The sequence below is a fragment of the Sporosarcina cascadiensis genome (genome assembly GCF_009650995.1).
GTDB lineage: Bacteria > Bacillota > Bacilli > Bacillales_A > Planococcaceae > Sporosarcina > Sporosarcina cascadiensis.
This window is the reverse complement of record NZ_WHVV01000003.1, coordinates 57,957-74,058: the sequence shown is the minus strand read 5'-3', so window position 1 is coordinate 74,058 and position 16,102 is coordinate 57,957. Positions and strand designations below refer to the sequence as shown.

General features: G+C 45.8%; 18 protein-coding genes and 1 tRNA gene. 2 read left to right on the top strand and 17 right to left on the bottom strand.

Translation table 11 applies throughout. From position 1 onward, the window contains the following. Nucleotides 1-319: 319 nt before the first annotated feature. The 5 genes from ehuA to GDZ68_RS04305 all read right to left on the bottom strand — a co-directional run bounded on the left by ehuA (nucleotide 320) and on the right by GDZ68_RS04305 (nucleotide 3,990). Entirely contained in the window at nucleotides 320-1,096 is a 777-nt protein-coding gene (ehuA, locus tag GDZ68_RS04325) for an ectoine/hydroxyectoine ABC transporter ATP-binding protein EhuA (protein WP_153721041.1), read from the bottom strand. Nucleotides 1,097-1,133: 37 nt separating this feature from the next. Continuing rightward, the gene (ehuD, locus tag GDZ68_RS04320) at nucleotides 1,134-1,817 is read right to left on the bottom strand and encodes an ectoine/hydroxyectoine ABC transporter permease subunit EhuD (protein ID WP_153721040.1); all 684 of its coding nucleotides are present in this window, start codon (nucleotides 1,815-1,817) and stop codon (nucleotides 1,134-1,136) included. Further along, nucleotides 1,817-2,476 (bottom strand): ectoine/hydroxyectoine ABC transporter permease subunit EhuC, encoded by a 660-nt coding sequence (ehuC, locus tag GDZ68_RS04315; RefSeq protein WP_153721039.1) that lies wholly within the window; start codon nucleotides 2,474-2,476, stop codon nucleotides 1,817-1,819. The genes ehuD and ehuC overlap by 1 nt, the downstream gene beginning before the upstream one ends. Nucleotides 2,477-2,608: 132 nt before the next feature. Continuing rightward, nucleotides 2,609-3,496: an ectoine/hydroxyectoine ABC transporter substrate-binding protein EhuB gene (gene ehuB / locus GDZ68_RS04310; RefSeq protein WP_153721038.1), complete on the bottom strand. Its 888-nt coding sequence runs from the start codon at nucleotides 3,494-3,496 to the stop codon at nucleotides 2,609-2,611. A gap of 422 nt (nucleotides 3,497-3,918) precedes the next feature. Next, a tRNA-Arg gene (locus GDZ68_RS04305) sits at nucleotides 3,919-3,990 on the bottom strand. Nucleotides 3,991-4,221: 231 nt separating this feature from the next. On the opposite strand from GDZ68_RS04305, the gene clpP reads away from it, so the two are divergent. Continuing rightward, nucleotides 4,222-4,815 (top strand): ATP-dependent Clp endopeptidase proteolytic subunit ClpP, encoded by a 594-nt coding sequence (gene clpP, locus GDZ68_RS04300; RefSeq protein WP_153721037.1) that lies wholly within the window; start codon nucleotides 4,222-4,224, stop codon nucleotides 4,813-4,815. A 51-nt stretch (nucleotides 4,816-4,866) separates the two neighbouring features. Here the strand turns inward: clpP and GDZ68_RS04295 are convergent, their stop codons facing one another. From GDZ68_RS04295 to hprK, 12 genes are all read right to left on the bottom strand, one after another. Beyond that, nucleotides 4,867-5,127 carry an HPr family phosphocarrier protein gene (locus GDZ68_RS04295; protein WP_153721036.1) on the bottom strand — a complete coding sequence of 87 codons (261 nt, stop codon included), beginning with the start codon at nucleotides 5,125-5,127 and terminating at the stop codon, nucleotides 4,867-4,869. Between the two features lie 45 nt (nucleotides 5,128-5,172). Further along, a complete protein-coding gene (whiA, locus tag GDZ68_RS04290) occupies nucleotides 5,173-6,105 on the bottom strand; it encodes a DNA-binding protein WhiA (RefSeq protein ID WP_153721035.1) in 933 nt (310 codons plus the stop codon). 41 nt (nucleotides 6,106-6,146) lie between these two features. Beyond that, a complete protein-coding gene (locus GDZ68_RS04285; protein WP_228551006.1) occupies nucleotides 6,147-7,109 on the bottom strand; it encodes a gluconeogenesis factor YvcK family protein in 963 nt (320 codons plus the stop codon). Between the two features lie 7 nt (nucleotides 7,110-7,116). Beyond that, nucleotides 7,117-8,004, bottom strand: coding sequence for an RNase adapter RapZ (gene rapZ, locus GDZ68_RS04280; protein WP_153721033.1), 888 nt, complete (start codon nucleotides 8,002-8,004; stop codon nucleotides 7,117-7,119). A gap of 6 nt (nucleotides 8,005-8,010) precedes the next feature. Beyond that, nucleotides 8,011-8,487, bottom strand: coding sequence for an 8-oxo-dGTP diphosphatase (locus GDZ68_RS04275; RefSeq protein WP_153721032.1), 477 nt, complete (start codon nucleotides 8,485-8,487; stop codon nucleotides 8,011-8,013). Between the two features lie 203 nt (nucleotides 8,488-8,690). Beyond that, nucleotides 8,691-9,641, bottom strand: coding sequence for a thioredoxin-disulfide reductase (trxB, locus tag GDZ68_RS04270; protein WP_153721031.1), 951 nt, complete (start codon nucleotides 9,639-9,641; stop codon nucleotides 8,691-8,693). 92 nt (nucleotides 9,642-9,733) lie between these two features. Further along, on the bottom strand, nucleotides 9,734-11,257 hold the full coding sequence (locus GDZ68_RS04265) for a tetratricopeptide repeat protein (RefSeq protein ID WP_153721030.1): 1,524 nt from the start codon (nucleotides 11,255-11,257) through the stop codon (nucleotides 9,734-9,736). 90 nt (nucleotides 11,258-11,347) lie between these two features. Then, complete coding sequence (locus GDZ68_RS04260) at nucleotides 11,348-11,869, bottom strand: acyltransferase (RefSeq protein WP_153721029.1); 522 nt, start codon at nucleotides 11,867-11,869, stop codon at nucleotides 11,348-11,350. Next, the gene (gene ppaX, locus GDZ68_RS04255; protein ID WP_153721028.1) at nucleotides 11,866-12,522 is read right to left on the bottom strand and encodes a pyrophosphatase PpaX; all 657 of its coding nucleotides are present in this window, start codon (nucleotides 12,520-12,522) and stop codon (nucleotides 11,866-11,868) included. The genes GDZ68_RS04260 and ppaX overlap by 4 nt, the downstream gene beginning before the upstream one ends. Then, on the bottom strand, nucleotides 12,519-13,487 hold the full coding sequence (locus GDZ68_RS04250) for a nucleoside recognition domain-containing protein (RefSeq protein WP_153721027.1): 969 nt from the start codon (nucleotides 13,485-13,487) through the stop codon (nucleotides 12,519-12,521). The genes ppaX and GDZ68_RS04250 overlap by 4 nt, the downstream gene beginning before the upstream one ends. Continuing rightward, nucleotides 13,468-14,301 carry a prolipoprotein diacylglyceryl transferase gene (lgt, locus tag GDZ68_RS04245; protein ID WP_153721026.1) on the bottom strand — a complete coding sequence of 278 codons (834 nt, stop codon included), beginning with the start codon at nucleotides 14,299-14,301 and terminating at the stop codon, nucleotides 13,468-13,470. Before lgt ends, GDZ68_RS04250 begins: the two co-directional genes overlap by 20 nt. Further along, nucleotides 14,302-15,252 (bottom strand): HPr(Ser) kinase/phosphatase, encoded by a 951-nt coding sequence (gene hprK, locus GDZ68_RS04240; RefSeq protein WP_153721025.1) that lies wholly within the window; start codon nucleotides 15,250-15,252, stop codon nucleotides 14,302-14,304. Nucleotides 15,253-15,480: 228 nt separating this feature from the next. On the opposite strand from hprK, the gene GDZ68_RS04235 reads away from it, so the two are divergent. Beyond that, nucleotides 15,481-16,032, top strand: a complete 552-nt coding sequence (locus GDZ68_RS04235) for an N-acetylmuramoyl-L-alanine amidase family protein (protein WP_194841052.1) — start codon at nucleotides 15,481-15,483, stop codon at nucleotides 16,030-16,032. The last annotated feature ends 70 nt before the right edge of the window (nucleotides 16,033-16,102 follow it).

Below are 16,102 nucleotides of genomic sequence, written 5' to 3'. Positions count from 1 at the left end.
GAATGCCTTACTTATAATAAAAGTCTCAAATAGTATGCTCATACTGCCAATCACATGAAAAGTATTGAAAAATCAGCCAGTGTACCGAAGTGGAAGGCGGCGACTCTGGGAGGATCAGCCCGACAGGTGAGACGACTTGCGGGAGCTTGCGACCAAGTCGGCTCACCGCGGGCCCTCCAGAACGCGTCCGCCTGGAACGCAGGGAAACGGTATCCTTCTCACTCATCCTACATTGCGCAATAACAGTCAAATTTCAAACTGCTTATGAAATAGACTGTCAAGCACACAGTTTGGTGGAGACCCAATAAACGACTCGTTTTTATCTGTTATTCATGAAGCGTCCCAGGAAGTCCTGCAGGCGTTCACTATCAGGATTCAGCAGGATTTCTGAAGGCGGCCCTTCTTCTTCAATGACCCCTTCATTCAGGAAGACTACGCGGTCTGCAATATCGAGCGCAAAATCCATCTCGTGCGTGACAAGAATCATCGCCATCTCCCCTTCTTTGGCAAGATCTCGGATGACTTCAAGCACTTCACCGACGAGCTCAGGATCCAGCGCTGACGTTACTTCGTCAAACAGCATGACCTGCGGACGCATCATCAGCGCTCTCGCCATTGCCACGCGTTGCTTCTGGCCGCCGGAAAGCTGCGCGGGGTACAATTCAATCTTATCACCGAGGCCTACCTTTTCCAGCATCTCAACAGCAGTCGCTTTCACTTCGGCTTTATTTTCATTCTTCACGAGTACGGGAGCCAGCATACAGTTCTCCAATATCGTCATATGCGGAAATAAGTTAAAGTGCTGAAACACCATACCGATATCTCCTCGGATGGAACGCAGATGATTTTCATCCGCTGTGACCCACTCCTCCTTTTTCTGCATCTGCCAAAGATTTTGCCCATTCACTTCTATAATTCCAGCTGTCGGCTCTTCCAGTGTCATCAGCATACGGATAATTGTTGTCTTACCGGAACCGCTCGGACCGATCAGAGCGACTTTCTCGGAAGGCCTAATATCCAAGTCGATGCCTTTTAGCACCTCTGTTTCTCCAAACGATTTGCGGACGTCTTTATATTGCACTATCGGTTCCACCATCTCAACCTCTCTTTCATTCCACTCTGTTGCTTTTTTATTATGCCAGCGTCTTTTTATCGAAGCTGCGGTTATATTTCTTTTCTAATTTATTGATTAGCAGTGCAGACGGGTAGCTCAGCAGCAGGAAGAACAGCGCGACGACTGTCAGCGGCTCCACGAACTTATAATACTGCGCTCCATAATCATTGGCGATATGAAGCATCGCCACGACACCGATTGTAGAAGCCAGCGGGACTTCTTTGAACATGATGATCAAGTAATTGCCCAGCATTGGAATAGTCGGCGGAATCGCCTGAGGCAAAATAATTTTCGTCCACTTTTGACGCGTCGACAGATTCAGCGCTGTCGAAGCTTCCCACTGTCCTTTATCCACCGATTCAATTCCTGAACGGTATACTTCAGACATATAAGTGCTGAAATGCATTCCGAGCCCTAAAATAGCAGCTACAAAAGGATTGAGAGATACGCCTATTACCGGCATCATCGGCCATGCGTAATAAATGAAAAACAATTGGACAAGCGGCGGAGTCGAACGGATAAATTCAGCGATCCAGCCGAACAGCCACGTCACCGGCCGCCATGGCAATCTGCTGATAAACACCCAGAAGAATCCAAATACAGCAGCGAATACATAACACGCCAGCGTCAAACCGACGGTAATCCACAAACCTTTAAATATCAGTGGAATTACTGAAAAAAACACATCCCAGCTCCAAGTCATCAGCTAGCAACCCCTTTCTTCGCTACACTCTCCATCTTTCTTGTGAAGGCAATCAACGGCAGCGCAATCACAAAGTACATCACGAGGAGAAGTACATAAACCATCGGGGATTCCGCTATGTGCGTGCTTCGGTAAATATTTCCGTAATACAGCAGATCAGTCAATCCTATGAGTGATACTAATGAAGTTGCTTTCAAAATCTGTATTAAATAATTACCGTATTCCGGCAGCATCATGCGCAGAGCCTGCGGCAAAATAATATGGCGCATACGCTGGAACTTCGATAAATTCAGTGCGATAGATGCTTCTGTCTGTCCTGCAGACACCGCCTGAATCGATCCTCTGACGATTTCGGACATATAGGCTCCGTAGTTCAATGAGATCGCGAGGACTGCTACCCATACATCACTTCCAAGATGAATATTGAATAATCCTGGAAGTGCGTAGGAAAACCAGAATAATTGTACAATCAGCGAGGTGCCGCGGAATATCTCTACGTAAAAACCAGTGAATCCACGCAGCAGGGGGTTCGAATTAACACGCGAAAGCCCTGCAACCAGTGCAATGATACTCGCGCAGATAATCGACAGGAACAATACCTGCAGCGTAATACCCAGCCCTTGTACGACCGCAGAAAATATATCGGGTAAGGAATTCACAAAAACCACTCCATTATTTATTGATCGTTAGTTAAAAACCAATTGCCGTCCGGTCTGCATCTGCCAGACTGACGGCCGATTTAACGAAAGAAAAAAGGTCATGCCGCTGTTGGGCATGACCCGGCTGTTCTCTTAGTAGTTATCTCCGTTACAAACACTTTCCGTCGTAATCTCGTTTTCCACCAAGTTATTTTCTTCGGTAAAGCCGAACGGTTCAATCAATGCAGCGATTTCGCCGCTTTCTTTCAACTTCTTCAATTCTTCGTTGTATGCTTCGCGCAGTTCGTCGTCACCATTCAAGAAAGCTGCCGCACCGTAGCTTGGCACTCCTTCGATATCCGGCTGTTCAAAATCTGTGACGAACTCCAATTTTTCATTGTTTGCAGATTCCAATGCCATCTTAATCGTCATCTCAGTGCCTGTCGTAACAGCTGCACGGCCTGATTCAACTGCCGAGAATGAAGCCGGGATATCCGGAACCATCATAATCTGGCTCTCCGCAACTCCTTCACGGATCATGAAGTCTTTTTCTGTCGCTCCGCTCATGACTGCTACTTTAATAGACGGATCAGCAGCGATATCCTTGTAACTCTTCAGATTCATCGGGTTGCCTTTTTCAACAATCAGGCCCTCACCATACTTAATTTCCGGCTCACCGAATGAAACGTTTGAGCAGCGGTCCGGTGAAATAGCCATACCTGCTGTAATCACATCAAACTTGCCGGCGCCTAACCCCGGGATCAATTGACCGAATTCGGAGAGCTTGCCGTCCACTTCGTCAACGCCCAGGTTTTCAAAGACCGCTTTGGCAATAGCAACCGCAGCACCTTGCAATTCGCCATTTTCTTCATACGCATACGGTTTCTCATTGGCAAAGCCGACTCTGACAACGCCCTTATCTTTTAGTTCATCCAACTTGCTGCCGCTTCCACTGCTGCCGGAATCTGAATCTCCGCTACCGCATGCTGCGAGCAAAAGAAGCATCATCACCGCCATAATACCTATCGCCGATTTCTTCATAATTCTCCTCCTTGATATTTTCATAAAACTTTCGTTTTACTTATTTGATAGATTACCATAACTAAAATTCGAGTTCAAACCAATTTTCATAATTTCTTAAAGTGTAAAATAATTACTGTTCTCGCTAACTATTGGTATGACAGCGTTTGCACGAGTCTTTTTCGACAATAATTTATTTAATTTTTATTTTTTACTAGGTGAAAAGACAGGCCTTTCTCTGTTTCATGAGTAATCTCCTGGGTATTTCCCTTTTTATATTTCCAGCCTTTCTTTCTATTCAAGTTGAGCTCTTATTAAATTAATCAAGAAAAATGAATTTAATTCATTCGGACGTTTTTTTCTGCTGACTGCCTCTGGACAAATAAAAAAAAGACTGAACAAATCGCATATGCGATCTGTTCAGTCTTCTTGCTAATTAGTAGTGCCCTCGGCGGGAGTCGAACCCACATTTTAAGCTTCGGAGGCTTACGTGCTATCCATTGCACCACGAGGACAGATAATATTTCCACATTTTTTAAACGCTTCAAAATCAACTTGTCAAATAAATATATCCCTCTTTGAGACATCTTCCATTATATCGTGGAATAGAATGAAAAGCAATAGCTATTTATAAGGCGAATGATTTGACCTTTGTTGACCAACTTATGTAAAATACAATTATAGTTGAAATACCAACTGATTTCAACAGAACGATTATTACGGAACATTAAAAGGAGGAAGTACCATTGAATCTAATTCCTACAGTTATTGAACAAACAAACCGCGGTGAGCGGGCGTATGACATCTATTCCCGCTTGCTGAAAGACCGGATTATCATGCTCGGAAGCGGAATCGATGACAATGTCTCAAATTCGATCGTAGCGCAGCTTTTATTCCTGGAAGCTGAAGATCCGGAAAAAGATATCTCCATTTACATTAACAGCCCTGGCGGAAGCATTACAGCAGGTATGGCAATCTACGATACAATGCAGTTCATCAAACCCGATATCCAGACAATCTGCATCGGTATGGCAGCATCCATGGGCGCATTCTTGCTGACAGCAGGAGCTCCAGGCAAGCGTTATGCATTGCCGAATGCCGAAGTGATGATTCACCAGCCACTCGGCGGCGCACAAGGTCAGGCGACTGAAATCGAAATCGCTGCAAAGCGCATCTTGCACTTGCGTGAGAAGCTGAATCAAATCTTAGCTGACCGCACTGGACAGCCGATTGATGTCATCGCGAAAGATACAGACCGTGATAATTTCATGACAGCGGAACGCGCGAAAGAATACGGCTTGATCGATCACATCGTTCAGCGCAGCGATATGAAGAAATAAGCAAAATGAGTAAACGAAAACCGATTCTTCCAAAAGGAGAATCGGTTTTTTTTATTGCTGTTCAGTTTCTACAAGCTGTGCCAGATTTTCAAGAGCCAAATCTTCATCGATGCCGTCTGCCTGCAAAGTGATCTCCGTACCTTTTGCAATCGCCAGGCTCATGATCCCCATAATACTTTTGGCGTTTACCTGACGAACTTCTTTTTTCAAGTAAATATCAGCAGAGTATTTATTCGCTTCTTGCACAAATAATGCTGCCTGTCTTGCCTGTAAACCAGGTTTTATTCCTACCTTCACTGTTTTTTCTACCATATTGTATGCTCCTTTTCTTTCTTTTTCAGAATATAATACATTTGATCAGTTTCCGCGCAGCCGCTCGGCTATCTCTTCAATCTTTCGCAAGCGGTGGTTAACGCCTGATTTACTGACAGATGCACCGGACACCAGTTCACCCAGCTCTTTCAATGTGACGTCTTGATGCGCCACACGCAGCTGTGCAATTTCCTGCAGCCTCTCCGGCAGTTGTTCCAGTCCGATCGTCTGTTCAATCAGCTTAATATTTTCCACCTGACGCTGTGCCGCGCCAATTGTCTTGTTCAGATTAGCTGTCTCGCAATTCACAAGCCGGTTTACACTGTTCCGCATATCTCTCATAATACGAACGTCTTCAAATTTCATAAGCGAGACATGCGCCCCGATGAGTCCAAGAAAATCAGATATTTTCTCAGCCTCTTTCAAATAAGCGATAAATCCTTTTTTGCGTTCGATGGACTTCGCATTTAATTGGAACCGGTTCATCAGTTCCACAAGTGACTCACTATGCTTTTGATAGCTTGAAAACACTTCTAAGTGATACGAAGAGGTTTCTGGATTATTGACCGAACCTCCCGCCAAGAAAGCACCGCGTAAATACGCTCTCGCACAGCAGTCCATTTCAATTAGCACCGGATCAATCGTATCAACCATCTGGAAATCGTGGGTTATAATGGAGAGCGCTTCCAGCAAGTCTTTTGCGCCGTCCCGTATCCGGCAAATATACACGTTATTTTTCTTCAAACGCATTTTCTTCCGTACCAGCAATTCTACTTTATAAGGATACAGCTTTTTCAGATTGGAATAAAGCCTTCTCGCAATCGCCGCGTTTTCAGTCTGCACATCCAGACTCAGTTGTTTATTGGAAAAAGACATCACGCCATTCATTCGAATAAAAGCAGCGATCTCCGCTTTAATACAGCAGTCATCCGCTTCAATTTGCGTCAGCTCTTTTTTTGTTTTAGATGCAAAAGACATGATATTCCCCCTTTTCGGCGATCTTCATATCTATCCGTCTTCTACGTTCTCTCTATATATCGCATGAGCACATCCGCCACGTCCGCTGATTTATGCATAATCACACCGTTGAACACCGTCGCGATTTCCTGCACAAAAACTTCGGGAACGAGCATTTGCAGTCTGTCCAGATCATTTTCCACCAGCCAGGGTTCTTCATCGGCAGGTATCCCGTACGCACGTCTGAAGGCATCTGAGTTATTGACGAGCACTGCATCCAGGAAAGGCACTCCCGCGTGGTCATACAGCGCCTGAACATGCTCAGAGGCCGTATACCGAAATGTCTCGCCTCTTTGCGTCGTCAAGTTGCCGATATACACTTTTTTCGCCTGGCTCGCAAGTACGGCTTCCCGTATATCCTGCACCAGAATCGTCGGCAAGATACTTGTATATAAACTGCCTGGACCAAATATGATCAAATCTGCTTTTTTGATCGTCTCAGCCGTCTCCGGCAGCGGCTTCACATCTTGAGGTGAAATGAAGACATTGCGAATTTTCCGCCCGTAGAGAGGAATTTTCGATTCACCTGTAATAATTGAACCATCTTCTAGCTCTGCATGCAAGGTAATCCGTTGATTTGCTGCAGGCAATACTTTCCCTTTTATGTTCAGGACCAGCCCCATTTGCTCCACCGCACGCGCAAAATCGCCTGTAATGTTCGTTAATGCGGTCAGCATGAGGTTCCCGAGCGAGTGACCTTTCAAATCGTCGGAACCTTCGAAACGGTACTGGAACATCTTCTCAATCAACGGTTCGACATCTGAAAGCGCTGCCATAACCTGTCGGATGTCCCCTGGAGGCGGGATGTCGTATTGGTCAAATAAACGTCCCGAACTGCCTCCGTCATCTGCTACTGTGACAATAGCCGTCAAATCAATGGGATAGCGCTTCAATCCGCGTAAAATGGTTGAAAGGCCTGTTCCCCCTCCGAATACTACGACTCTTTTTATAGTAGTAGATGGCATAGCCGTGTCAGCCCTTTCTTTTTTCGACATCCCGGTGAGAAATTTGCGTTGGATAGTCCCCTTTGAACTCTTTTCCAAAGTATTCCGCAAGAGTCACCGAGCGATGCTGGCCCCCTGTGCAGCCGAATGCGATGACTGCCTGACCTTTGCCTTCTTGCTTATATTGCGGGATCAGGAACTTGAACAGGTCGGTTAATTTCTCAATCAACAATTTTGTGTCATTCCACTTCAGCACGTAATCAGACACTTCTGGGTTCAAACCTGTCATTGGACGCAACTCCTCTAAATAAAAAGGATTCGGCAGGAAACGAACATCGAAAACGACGTCTGCATCAATCGGCATACCGTTTTTGAAACCAAAAGAAACAAAGTTCAGCGTAAACGTCGGTTCTCCTTCAGCAGAGAACTCCCGCATGATTTTCTCGCGCAATTGTTTCGGCTTTAATTTAGACGTATCGTAAATTGAACGTGACAGGCCTTTCAGCTCCGTCAGCAGTATCCGCTCTCTGCGGATTCCTTCGAGCAGCACGCCGCCTTCAGAAAGCGGATGGGACCGGCGTGTTTCCTTGTAACGCTTCACCAAGGTCTCATCATCGGCATCCAGAAACAGCAGACTGGCTTTAACGCCGTCTTTTTTAAAAAGTTCCTCAAGCGCTGCAACCAATGAATCAAACAGGCTTCCGCCGCGTGTATCCATTACGGCTGCAATCCGTCTCATCTGATTATCCGACTTCATCATTAAATCCAGGAATGTCACGAATAATTCAGGTGGCAAATTATCGATGCAATAAAAACCCATATCCTCAAAACACTGCATCGCAACTGTTTTACCGGCACCTGACATGCCACTGATAATCACTACTTCGTATTCATTTGACCCGTGTGCTTGATCCATTTTTATTCATTCACCTTCCGTCGATTGTTGAAGCGACTCCTGCAGTAAGCGGAATTGCTCTGTATAGTAAAACGTTCCATATTGCATTCCTGCCCCATGGACTGCGAACAAGAGATTGGAACGATCCCCCTCTGCCATCGGTAATGTATGCAGACTCTCCACCGGATGCCACTCCAGCTCGCCTTCAGCTGTTGTCTCCAAAATGTCTCCCGAATAATCACGGGCTATAAATGTAAACAGCAGCCATTCATTCAGCAGTTGCTTTCCGTCATCGTCCATGGTCATCATTGTATAAATACCCTTCAAATGCGGCTGAATCGGTCTGGCGCCTGTTTCTTCAGTAAATTCCCTTACAGCAGCCTCGTAAATCGATTCCCCTTCGTCGATTTTCCCGCCCGGCGCTACATACCAGCCGCGTCTCGGCTTCTTGAGTAAAAGGACTTGTTCGTCTTTCACTACGAGTAAATTAGCAATTTTTTGCATATGTAGTCCCCACTTTTCACGTATGTATTCCTAGTATACAATGCTTTATAGAAAAACGACAAAAAAAGGAGGCTATTCACGGAAGTTTGTTACCGCAAATAGCCACAAAGTTGCTATATTTTAAAAGGGGGTCTTGACTTATACAAGTATACCCTTCCTACATTGCAAACCTATTACGTACAGATTACGAATAGATTAAGTTTTCAGGCTTTGGCTCCTACCTCATCCATCAGCTCTTCAATATATTTCTGAGCCGCCTGCGCAGCAACACTTCCGTCGCCTGTAGCTGTAACGACTTGACGCAGTAACTTTTCACGCACGTCGCCTGCAGCGTAAATTCCCGGAATCTTTGTTTCCATAATGTCGTTTGTTTCGATATAACCGTTCTCGTCCAAAATACCGAGTTCTTTAAAAGGCGCCGTTAATGGATCCAGTCCGATATAAATAAACATACCTTCCGTTTCCATTTCGCGTTCTGAGCCGTCTTCAGTTGATACAAGTGTAACAGAACCGACCTTGCCGTCCTTTTCGTTCACTTGCTTAACAGTCGTGTTCCAAATGAAATCAATCTTTTCATTCGCAAATGCACGCTCCTGCACAATCTTCTGTGCGCGCAGCTCATCACGGCGGTGAATGATCGTCACTTTATTCGCAAAACGCGTCAAGTACGTACCTTCTTCAACCGCTGAATCTCCACCGCCGATTACGACGATATCTTTACCGCGGAAAAACGCTCCGTCACAAACTGCACAATAACTGACACCGCGGCCGGTCAATTCTGCTTCGCCCGGAATTCCCATTTTACGGTATTCAGCACCTGTCGTTAAAATAACCGCACGTGCTTTAAAGCTATTTTCTCCTACATGAATTGTTTTGAACTCGCGTCCGTCTTCGATCTTCGTGACGTCTCCGTATGCATATTCCGCACCGAAACGTTTTGCATGGTCGAACATTTTCGTAGACAGATCAGGCCCAAGAATACTTTCGAATCCAGGATAGTTCTCAATCTCTTCTGTGTTCGCCATCTGGCCGCCGGGAACTCCCCGCTCCAACATTAATGTAGACATGTTTCCGCGTGCTGTATAAACAGCCGCCGTCATACCCGCCGGTCCTGCACCCACAATTATTACGTCATAAATTTTATCCGTTGACATCTGATTGTCCTCCTCAAATATAGAAAGTCTATATATAAAATCCTAGTGGAATTTTCGAATGAATTCAACTTAAATGCACAGCCAGTTTACTGTCAATCCGCAGAGTAAGGCAAAAACTGAATCAATTGCTGCACATACTTTGTCAGAGTGGCAACAGACACCCCGTATTTCCCCGCTAGGGACTTCTTAGTCACTTGATCATAGCGGGAAGACTGGAACATATAGTCCACTGCTGCAGCTATAGCTTTAGGATTTGCAAACGCATATTTATCCGTGAGGGCGTTCTCACACAGCGTGAACCACATCTGAAATAAATGTGTTCCCTGCAAATCAAGCGGCGTGTACTGTTCATAAAGCAGCTCACAAATTTCCAGCGCCCGGCTGAACGATTTTTCGAAATCATTTTCCGCAATGAATTCATAATCCAGACTATGCGCTAAAAATAACTGCTCTGATGAACTGAGATCTTCCACGTTTATATATCCCGGATGTGACAGGATTTCCTGCAGATGCGAAGACTTGCCAAGTAAATACAAGCCGAACATCCGCTCACTGCTGTACGGATTCGATATCTTTTCAATTAAAAAAGGAACATCCTCTTCATACGCATCAGGATTCAGCTGGTCCTCTATTGATTTCCAAGGCTCGAACCCTTCTTTTGAAGGATCCATTTGAAGCAATTTATCGTAAGCCTGCTCCGCCACTTGTCGATGTCCCGTAAAATAAGCGGCATTCGAAAGCCAGAAATAATAACCTACATCGCCCTGGAAGCCGCGTTTCTGAAGACTGCGCAACCAATGATACGCTTCTTCATACCGGCCTGTCAGCGCAAACGTAGCACCTAGCTTGTATCGGTGCTCCACCTGATATGGTTTGATCTTCGCGAGCAGATCCATCATGCTTGTCAACCGCTCTTCGTCCCGTCCATAATAAAAAAACACAGCTAAATTACACAGCGCATGAATATTTCCTTTTTCTTCTTGAAGCACGTCATAGAGTATTTTTTCTGCACGGGCTTCTTCACCAATATAGAAATAAGCCAGCGCCAAGTTATTATGGACCGCCCAGTTTTTCGGGTAATCAGCGAGCAGATTTTCGAGTACTTCAATCGCCTGCTCAAAATTGCCTTCTTCCATTATTTTACGGGCCTTTTCCTGAATGAAAAGTACCTCGGCGTCCGGCAGCTCACCGTCTTCGAGATAGGTCTCTTCCTGATCTGCAAATTCAATGATCTCGTGTGATTCTTCCATGAACAGTCCGCCGGGAGAAAGCCCGATATATTTCAATGCATATTGTTTCGCTTCGCGCAGCAAGCCGAGGTGGGCATGAACTTCCGCCAGATAGAAAGTTGTCTCTTCGTTATCCGGGTCTAATTCATCCGCCTTCTTCAATAATTCGTAGGCATCTTCAAAACGACCGACTTCCATGATGAATACGCCATATTCCATATGCGTAAGCGCATCATCAGGATTCAGCTCCAAAGCACGTTTATAATACTTTTCTGCGTCTGAAAATTGCTCGCGCTGCATCGCCTGCATCGCGCGCTTGCGATAAAAATCACCGTCAGGCAAAAATGAAACAATCTTATTCTTGTTAAACCTTCGTTTTTTTTCCAATCGAACTCCTCCGAAAAAGTAAGAGGAACGCATATAACGTCCCTCTTTGCAATCTACCCTCTATTATAGCACATCTAACCTGCCCGTCATTCATTTGTCACTGCGTGCAGCCCGTGCTTTCATCTCTTCTGCTGTATAAATGATCCGCACTGGATTCCCGCCTGCAAAACAGCCGGCAGGAATATCCATATTAACCAGTGAAGCGGCGGAGACAATTGCGCCGTCCCCTATTTTCACACCGGGTAAAATCGTGGTATTTGCGCCAATTAACACTTCGTTGCCGATCTCCACATCGCCAATGCGGTATTCATCGATTAAATACTCGTGGGCAAGAATCGTGGTGTTGAAACCGATGATCGAATTATTTCCGACCGTAATACGCTCAGGAAACATGACATCCGGCACCACCATTAAAGCAAACGCTGTCTGTCTGCCCACCTTCATTCGCAAAAATAGCCGATACAGTATATTCTTCCATGAAACAAACGGAGTATACCGTGCGATCTGGATCACAATGAAGTTCTTCGCTACTTTGAAAATCGAAACAGTCCGGTAAATATGCCAAAGTGAATTTGCTTCGCCTTTAGAAGCGTAGCGCTCCGTGCGTCTCACGGCCGCTCTCCATCGATCAGTGTAAACAAATCGGTCATGTGATGCAGCATATAATCCGGTTTAAACGTCTGCAAGTATTCTTCTCCTTTAAGCGCCCAGGCAACAGCTGCCGTGCGGACTCCTGCGTTTTGACCGCCTAGGATGTCGTGGAAGTTATCTCCAATCATCAGCGCTTCTTCAGGCGAACGATTCAGTCGTTCCAATGCCAATAAAAGCGGCTCAGGATTCGGTTTTTCATTGGTCACGTCATCCAGACCGATCACCGTTTCAAAATAGGATTCGATTCCGATCAGACGCAGCCCTCTTTCCACCATGTCACGCTTTTTCGTAGAAACGACCGCCATTTTCAAACCTTTTGCATGCAGCTTGTGCAGTGTATCCGAAACGCCGTCAAATTCTGTTACATAAGCGTCATGATTGGCAAGATTCCATGCCCGGTATTCCTGGATCAACTGGTCTGTCATCACAGGTTCAATGGATGAAAAAGTATCTCTCAGCGACGGCCCGATAAAAGCCAATATGTCTTCACGCTGAAAACGACCGGGAAAATGTTCTTCCAGCACATGACGGAAAGTAGCAATAATCAATTCATTTGTATCGCCAAGTGTTCCGTCAAAATCAAATAATAACGTGGTAATCGGTTTAATAGTCAATGACAGACTCCTCCTTCGCTTTCGGCTGCTTTCGGCTGCTTCCAACACACACTGACCGTTACAGTCAGCAGAATCGCGGTCACAAGCCGTATCAGAAATAATGGCCAGATCGGGATACCAAGCGGCAGAAATAATAAAGTATCTTCAATTACAGCGTGGCAGGCCATCAGAAAAATGAATGCTAACGTAATATCCCGTTTGGAAACGCCGTCTTCGCGGACAGCCTGTATCATCACACCCGCTCCGTAAGCCAGGCCGATCAGCAAGCCCGCAACAAGTGTCATCGAGGTATTCGGCTTCACGCCGATTAACTTAGTGAAAGGAGCTAGTCCTTTTGAAAAATGTTCTAAATAATTGCGGTCTTTGACAAATTGAACAAGCAGCATCAACGGGATGACAATCAGCGCAAGCTGCAGAACGCCGAACGCTGCTTTCTCGATTCCGAGAAGCAGAATTTGCCAAACTCCTTGTGGAACCGCTTCAGCCTGTGGCGTCAAGCCGTACTGGGCGATTTCTGAGCCGCCTGTCCAAAACAGATTCAGCAAGATGCCCGCCGTTGCCGCCAATCCCAGCCGTACTGCCAGGACCAGCCACAGCTTGACGCCCACCTTAAGCGCCACAGCTGTCTCAATGAACAAATTATGCGCAAAACTGATCATCAGCGCAATAATGAAAACTTCTTTTACCGTTAATTCCAGAGAGATGATCCCTGCAATTCCGGCATACAAATTCAATGTATTTCCCAGCACAATCGGCACAGCGGCTTCCCCGCGCAGTCCGAAGATATGCATCAGCGGCGCAACCAGTTCGACAAGCCAGGGTAAAATCGGCGTGAACTGTAAAATCGTTATGAACAGTGTAATGGGAAAGATGATCTTTCCCAGCGACCAGGTCGTGTGAAGACCCGATTTCAGTCCATTGCTGAGTGTACTGGATAATGCGATTTTATTTTCGTTTTTCTTCATAATTCTCGTTCACTTTCATAATAAATCTGCGATACAGCAAAATCGCAATTCCGATAACGACTCCGGCAACAGAGACCAACTGCGCCGCACGCAGAGCTCCTATTACATACAGACTGTCCGTCCGCATGCCTTCAATAAAGAACCGGCCGATCGAATACCAGATAACATAAAACAAAAAGATTTCCCCGCGTTTGACAGTGATGACCCTGCGCAGAACCAAGATCAATATCAATCCGGCTACATTCCACATCGACTCATAGAGAAACGTCGGATGATACGTCACGCCGTCAATCGTCATTTGATTCATGATCCAGTCAGGAATCATCGTATTCTCTTTAAATGCCTCGGAAACCGGACCGCCGTGCGCTTCCTGATTCATAAAATTTCCCCAGCGTCCGATAATTTGGCCTATCAGCAGACCGGGCGCTGTAATGTCCGCAACTTTCCAGAATGACACACCGCGTTTTCTGGTAAATATGACCGCTGTGATGACAGCACCTATCAGCGCCCCATGTATCGCAATTCCGCCATTCCAAATCTGGATGATCTGTTCCGGATGCTCGCTGTAATAGTCCCATGTGAAGATGACATAGTAAATTCGGGCGCTGATGATGGAAATTGGGATGGCCCAAATCAGCATATCCGTCAGAAAGTCCGGATGCATGCCTTTTTTCAGCATCTCCCGCTGTACTATCAAAAATCCTAATATGATTCCCATTGCGATTAGAATGCCGTACCAGCGCACTTCTAACGCATGTTCCGAACTGCCGATTCTAATTGCAACCGGATTGATCGCAAGTAACAATAAATTCACTTAGTCGAGCCCCTCTTCTTTCAAAATTTCCGCATTATCCGCGATTGCCTGATCCAGCCGTTTCGTAAATTCCTCGGCTGCATTAAAACCAAGACGTTTCATTCGGTAATCCATCGCTGCCACCTCTATGATGACCGCAATATTTCGCCCCGGACGCACAGGAACCGATAACTTTGTAATCTGTGAATCCAGTATAACTACCTTTTCTTCATCGATACCTAAACGGTCGTAATGTTTATCTTCATCCCAAATCTCCAGATCTACAGCCAGCAGCACCCGTTTATCGTCTTTTACAGCGCTTGCACCGAACAATGTCATTAAATCAATAATCCCGACTCCTCGGATTTCTAGCATATGTTTTAATATTTTCGGCGCTGTCCCGATCAAGATATTTTCCGCCACTTGACGAATTTCCACGGAGTCATCGGCAATGAGACGGTGACCTTTCTTAATGAGCTCAAGCGCAGTTTCACTCTTCCCTACACCGCTCCCGCCTGTGATCAGCACACCTACTCCGTAAACGTCTACCAATACACCGTGGACAGTCGTCATGGGAGCCAGCTGGCCTACTAAGTAATTCGTCAGCATACCGGAAAACTGCGTCGTTTTGTAATCCGTCCGCAAGACAGGGATGTTTTTTTCATCTGCCAGCTGACTCAGTTCTCTCGGCCCCTCTTCACCGTGCGCGATAATAAAAGCAGGCGTATTATTGGAACAAAGACGTTCCAGCCGCTTTCTTCTTGTAATGGCAGGTAATGTTTCCAGAAATGACATTTCTTTTCGCCCAATCAATTGGACACGCTCTGATGGATAATAATCAAAGTATCCAGCCATCTCCAGACCTGGCCTCGAGATATCGCTCATCAGGATATGCCGCTGAATCCCTTGATGTCCAGCGATCAACTCAAGCCCGAACCGATTCATAATATCTTCTACTGTTAGTTCCCCCATAAAGTTCCCCGCTTTCCAGCTGTTTCATTTCTTTTGAAATGGAATTTTCACGTTCTTGTCAGCCAAACTTGCCATTCAGATTGATCAAATGTACAACTGACTGCTTTCCCAATCCTCATTTTAACATGTAGGAAAAGAAAAGAAATGGATTTCTCCTTGTCTGCTTTATGCAGGTGTCCACTTTTTCAGAAAACTGACTATATACAGGATAAAGGAGAGTGGTTGAAAATGACACTGATTGTTCTTGATGCCGGACACGGACCTGAAACACCAGGGAAACGATCGCCTGACGGTAAGCTTCGCGAGTTCCAATTTAATTTGGCAGTTGCGGAGATGGTGGGTGTCCGCCTGACCAGAGAAGGCCTGAACGTTCGCTATGTACATGAAAACTCACGGGACGTGCCGCTGTCTGAACGCACGGCAGCAGCCAACCGAATGAAAGCGGACGCTTATGTATCGATTCACGCAAATGCCCATACGAGTGGCTGGAGCGAAGCACAGGGAATAGAAACGTATATCTATCCGGCTGCCAGTAAAAGTTCCGCAATTTTAGCAAACTTGGTTCAGCAGTCGCTCATTGCGGCTTGCAAACGGCTTGACCGCGGGGTGAAGAAAGCGAATTTCGCTGTGCTGCGGGATACTCAGATGCCTGCGATTCTGGCAGAATGCGGCTTCATGTCACATAAAACAGAGGCTGTGCTGCTTCAGAATAAAGTCTACCTGCTGCAATGTGCACGGGCGCTGGCTTTCGGAATTTTAAACTGGGCTTACCAAAAGTAAAAATACCTGCACTGCCGCATTTTCAGCGGAGTGCAGGTATTTTTTATGTGTTTAGAATGGCTCCTTGCGA

Bases quoted from the DNA above. Each gene is read 5' to 3' on its own strand.
- ehuA (WP_153721041.1), bottom strand. From the start codon at position 1,096: ATGGTGGAACCGATAGTGCAATATAAAGACGTCCGCAAATCGTTTGGA.
- ehuD (WP_153721040.1), bottom strand. From the start codon at position 1,817: ATGACTTGGAGCTGGGATGTGTTTTTTTCAGTAATTCCACTGATATTT.
- ehuB (WP_153721038.1), bottom strand. From the start codon at position 3,496: ATGAAGAAATCGGCGATAGGTATTATGGCGGTGATGATGCTTCTTTTG.
- GDZ68_RS04295 (WP_153721036.1), bottom strand. From the start codon at position 5,127: ATGGTAGAAAAAACAGTGAAGGTAGGAATAAAACCTGGTTTACAGGCA.
- whiA (WP_153721035.1), bottom strand. From the start codon at position 6,105: ATGTCTTTTGCATCTAAAACAAAAAAAGAGCTGACGCAAATTGAAGCG.
- GDZ68_RS04285 (WP_228551006.1), bottom strand. From the start codon at position 7,109: ATGCCATCTACTACTATAAAAAGAGTCGTAGTATTCGGAGGGGGAACA.
- rapZ (WP_153721033.1), bottom strand. From the start codon at position 8,004: ATGGATCAAGCACACGGGTCAAATGAATACGAAGTAGTGATTATCAGT.
- GDZ68_RS04275 (WP_153721032.1), bottom strand. From the start codon at position 8,487: ATGCAAAAAATTGCTAATTTACTCGTAGTGAAAGACGAACAAGTCCTT.
- trxB (WP_153721031.1), bottom strand. From the start codon at position 9,641: ATGTCAACGGATAAAATTTATGACGTAATAATTGTGGGTGCAGGACCG.
- GDZ68_RS04250 (WP_153721027.1), bottom strand. From the start codon at position 13,487: ATGAAGAAAAACGAAAATAAAATCGCATTATCCAGTACACTCAGCAAT.
- hprK (WP_153721025.1), bottom strand. From the start codon at position 15,252: ATGGGGGAACTAACAGTAGAAGATATTATGAATCGGTTCGGGCTTGAG.
- GDZ68_RS04235 (WP_194841052.1), top strand. From the start codon at position 15,481: ATGACACTGATTGTTCTTGATGCCGGACACGGACCTGAAACACCAGGG.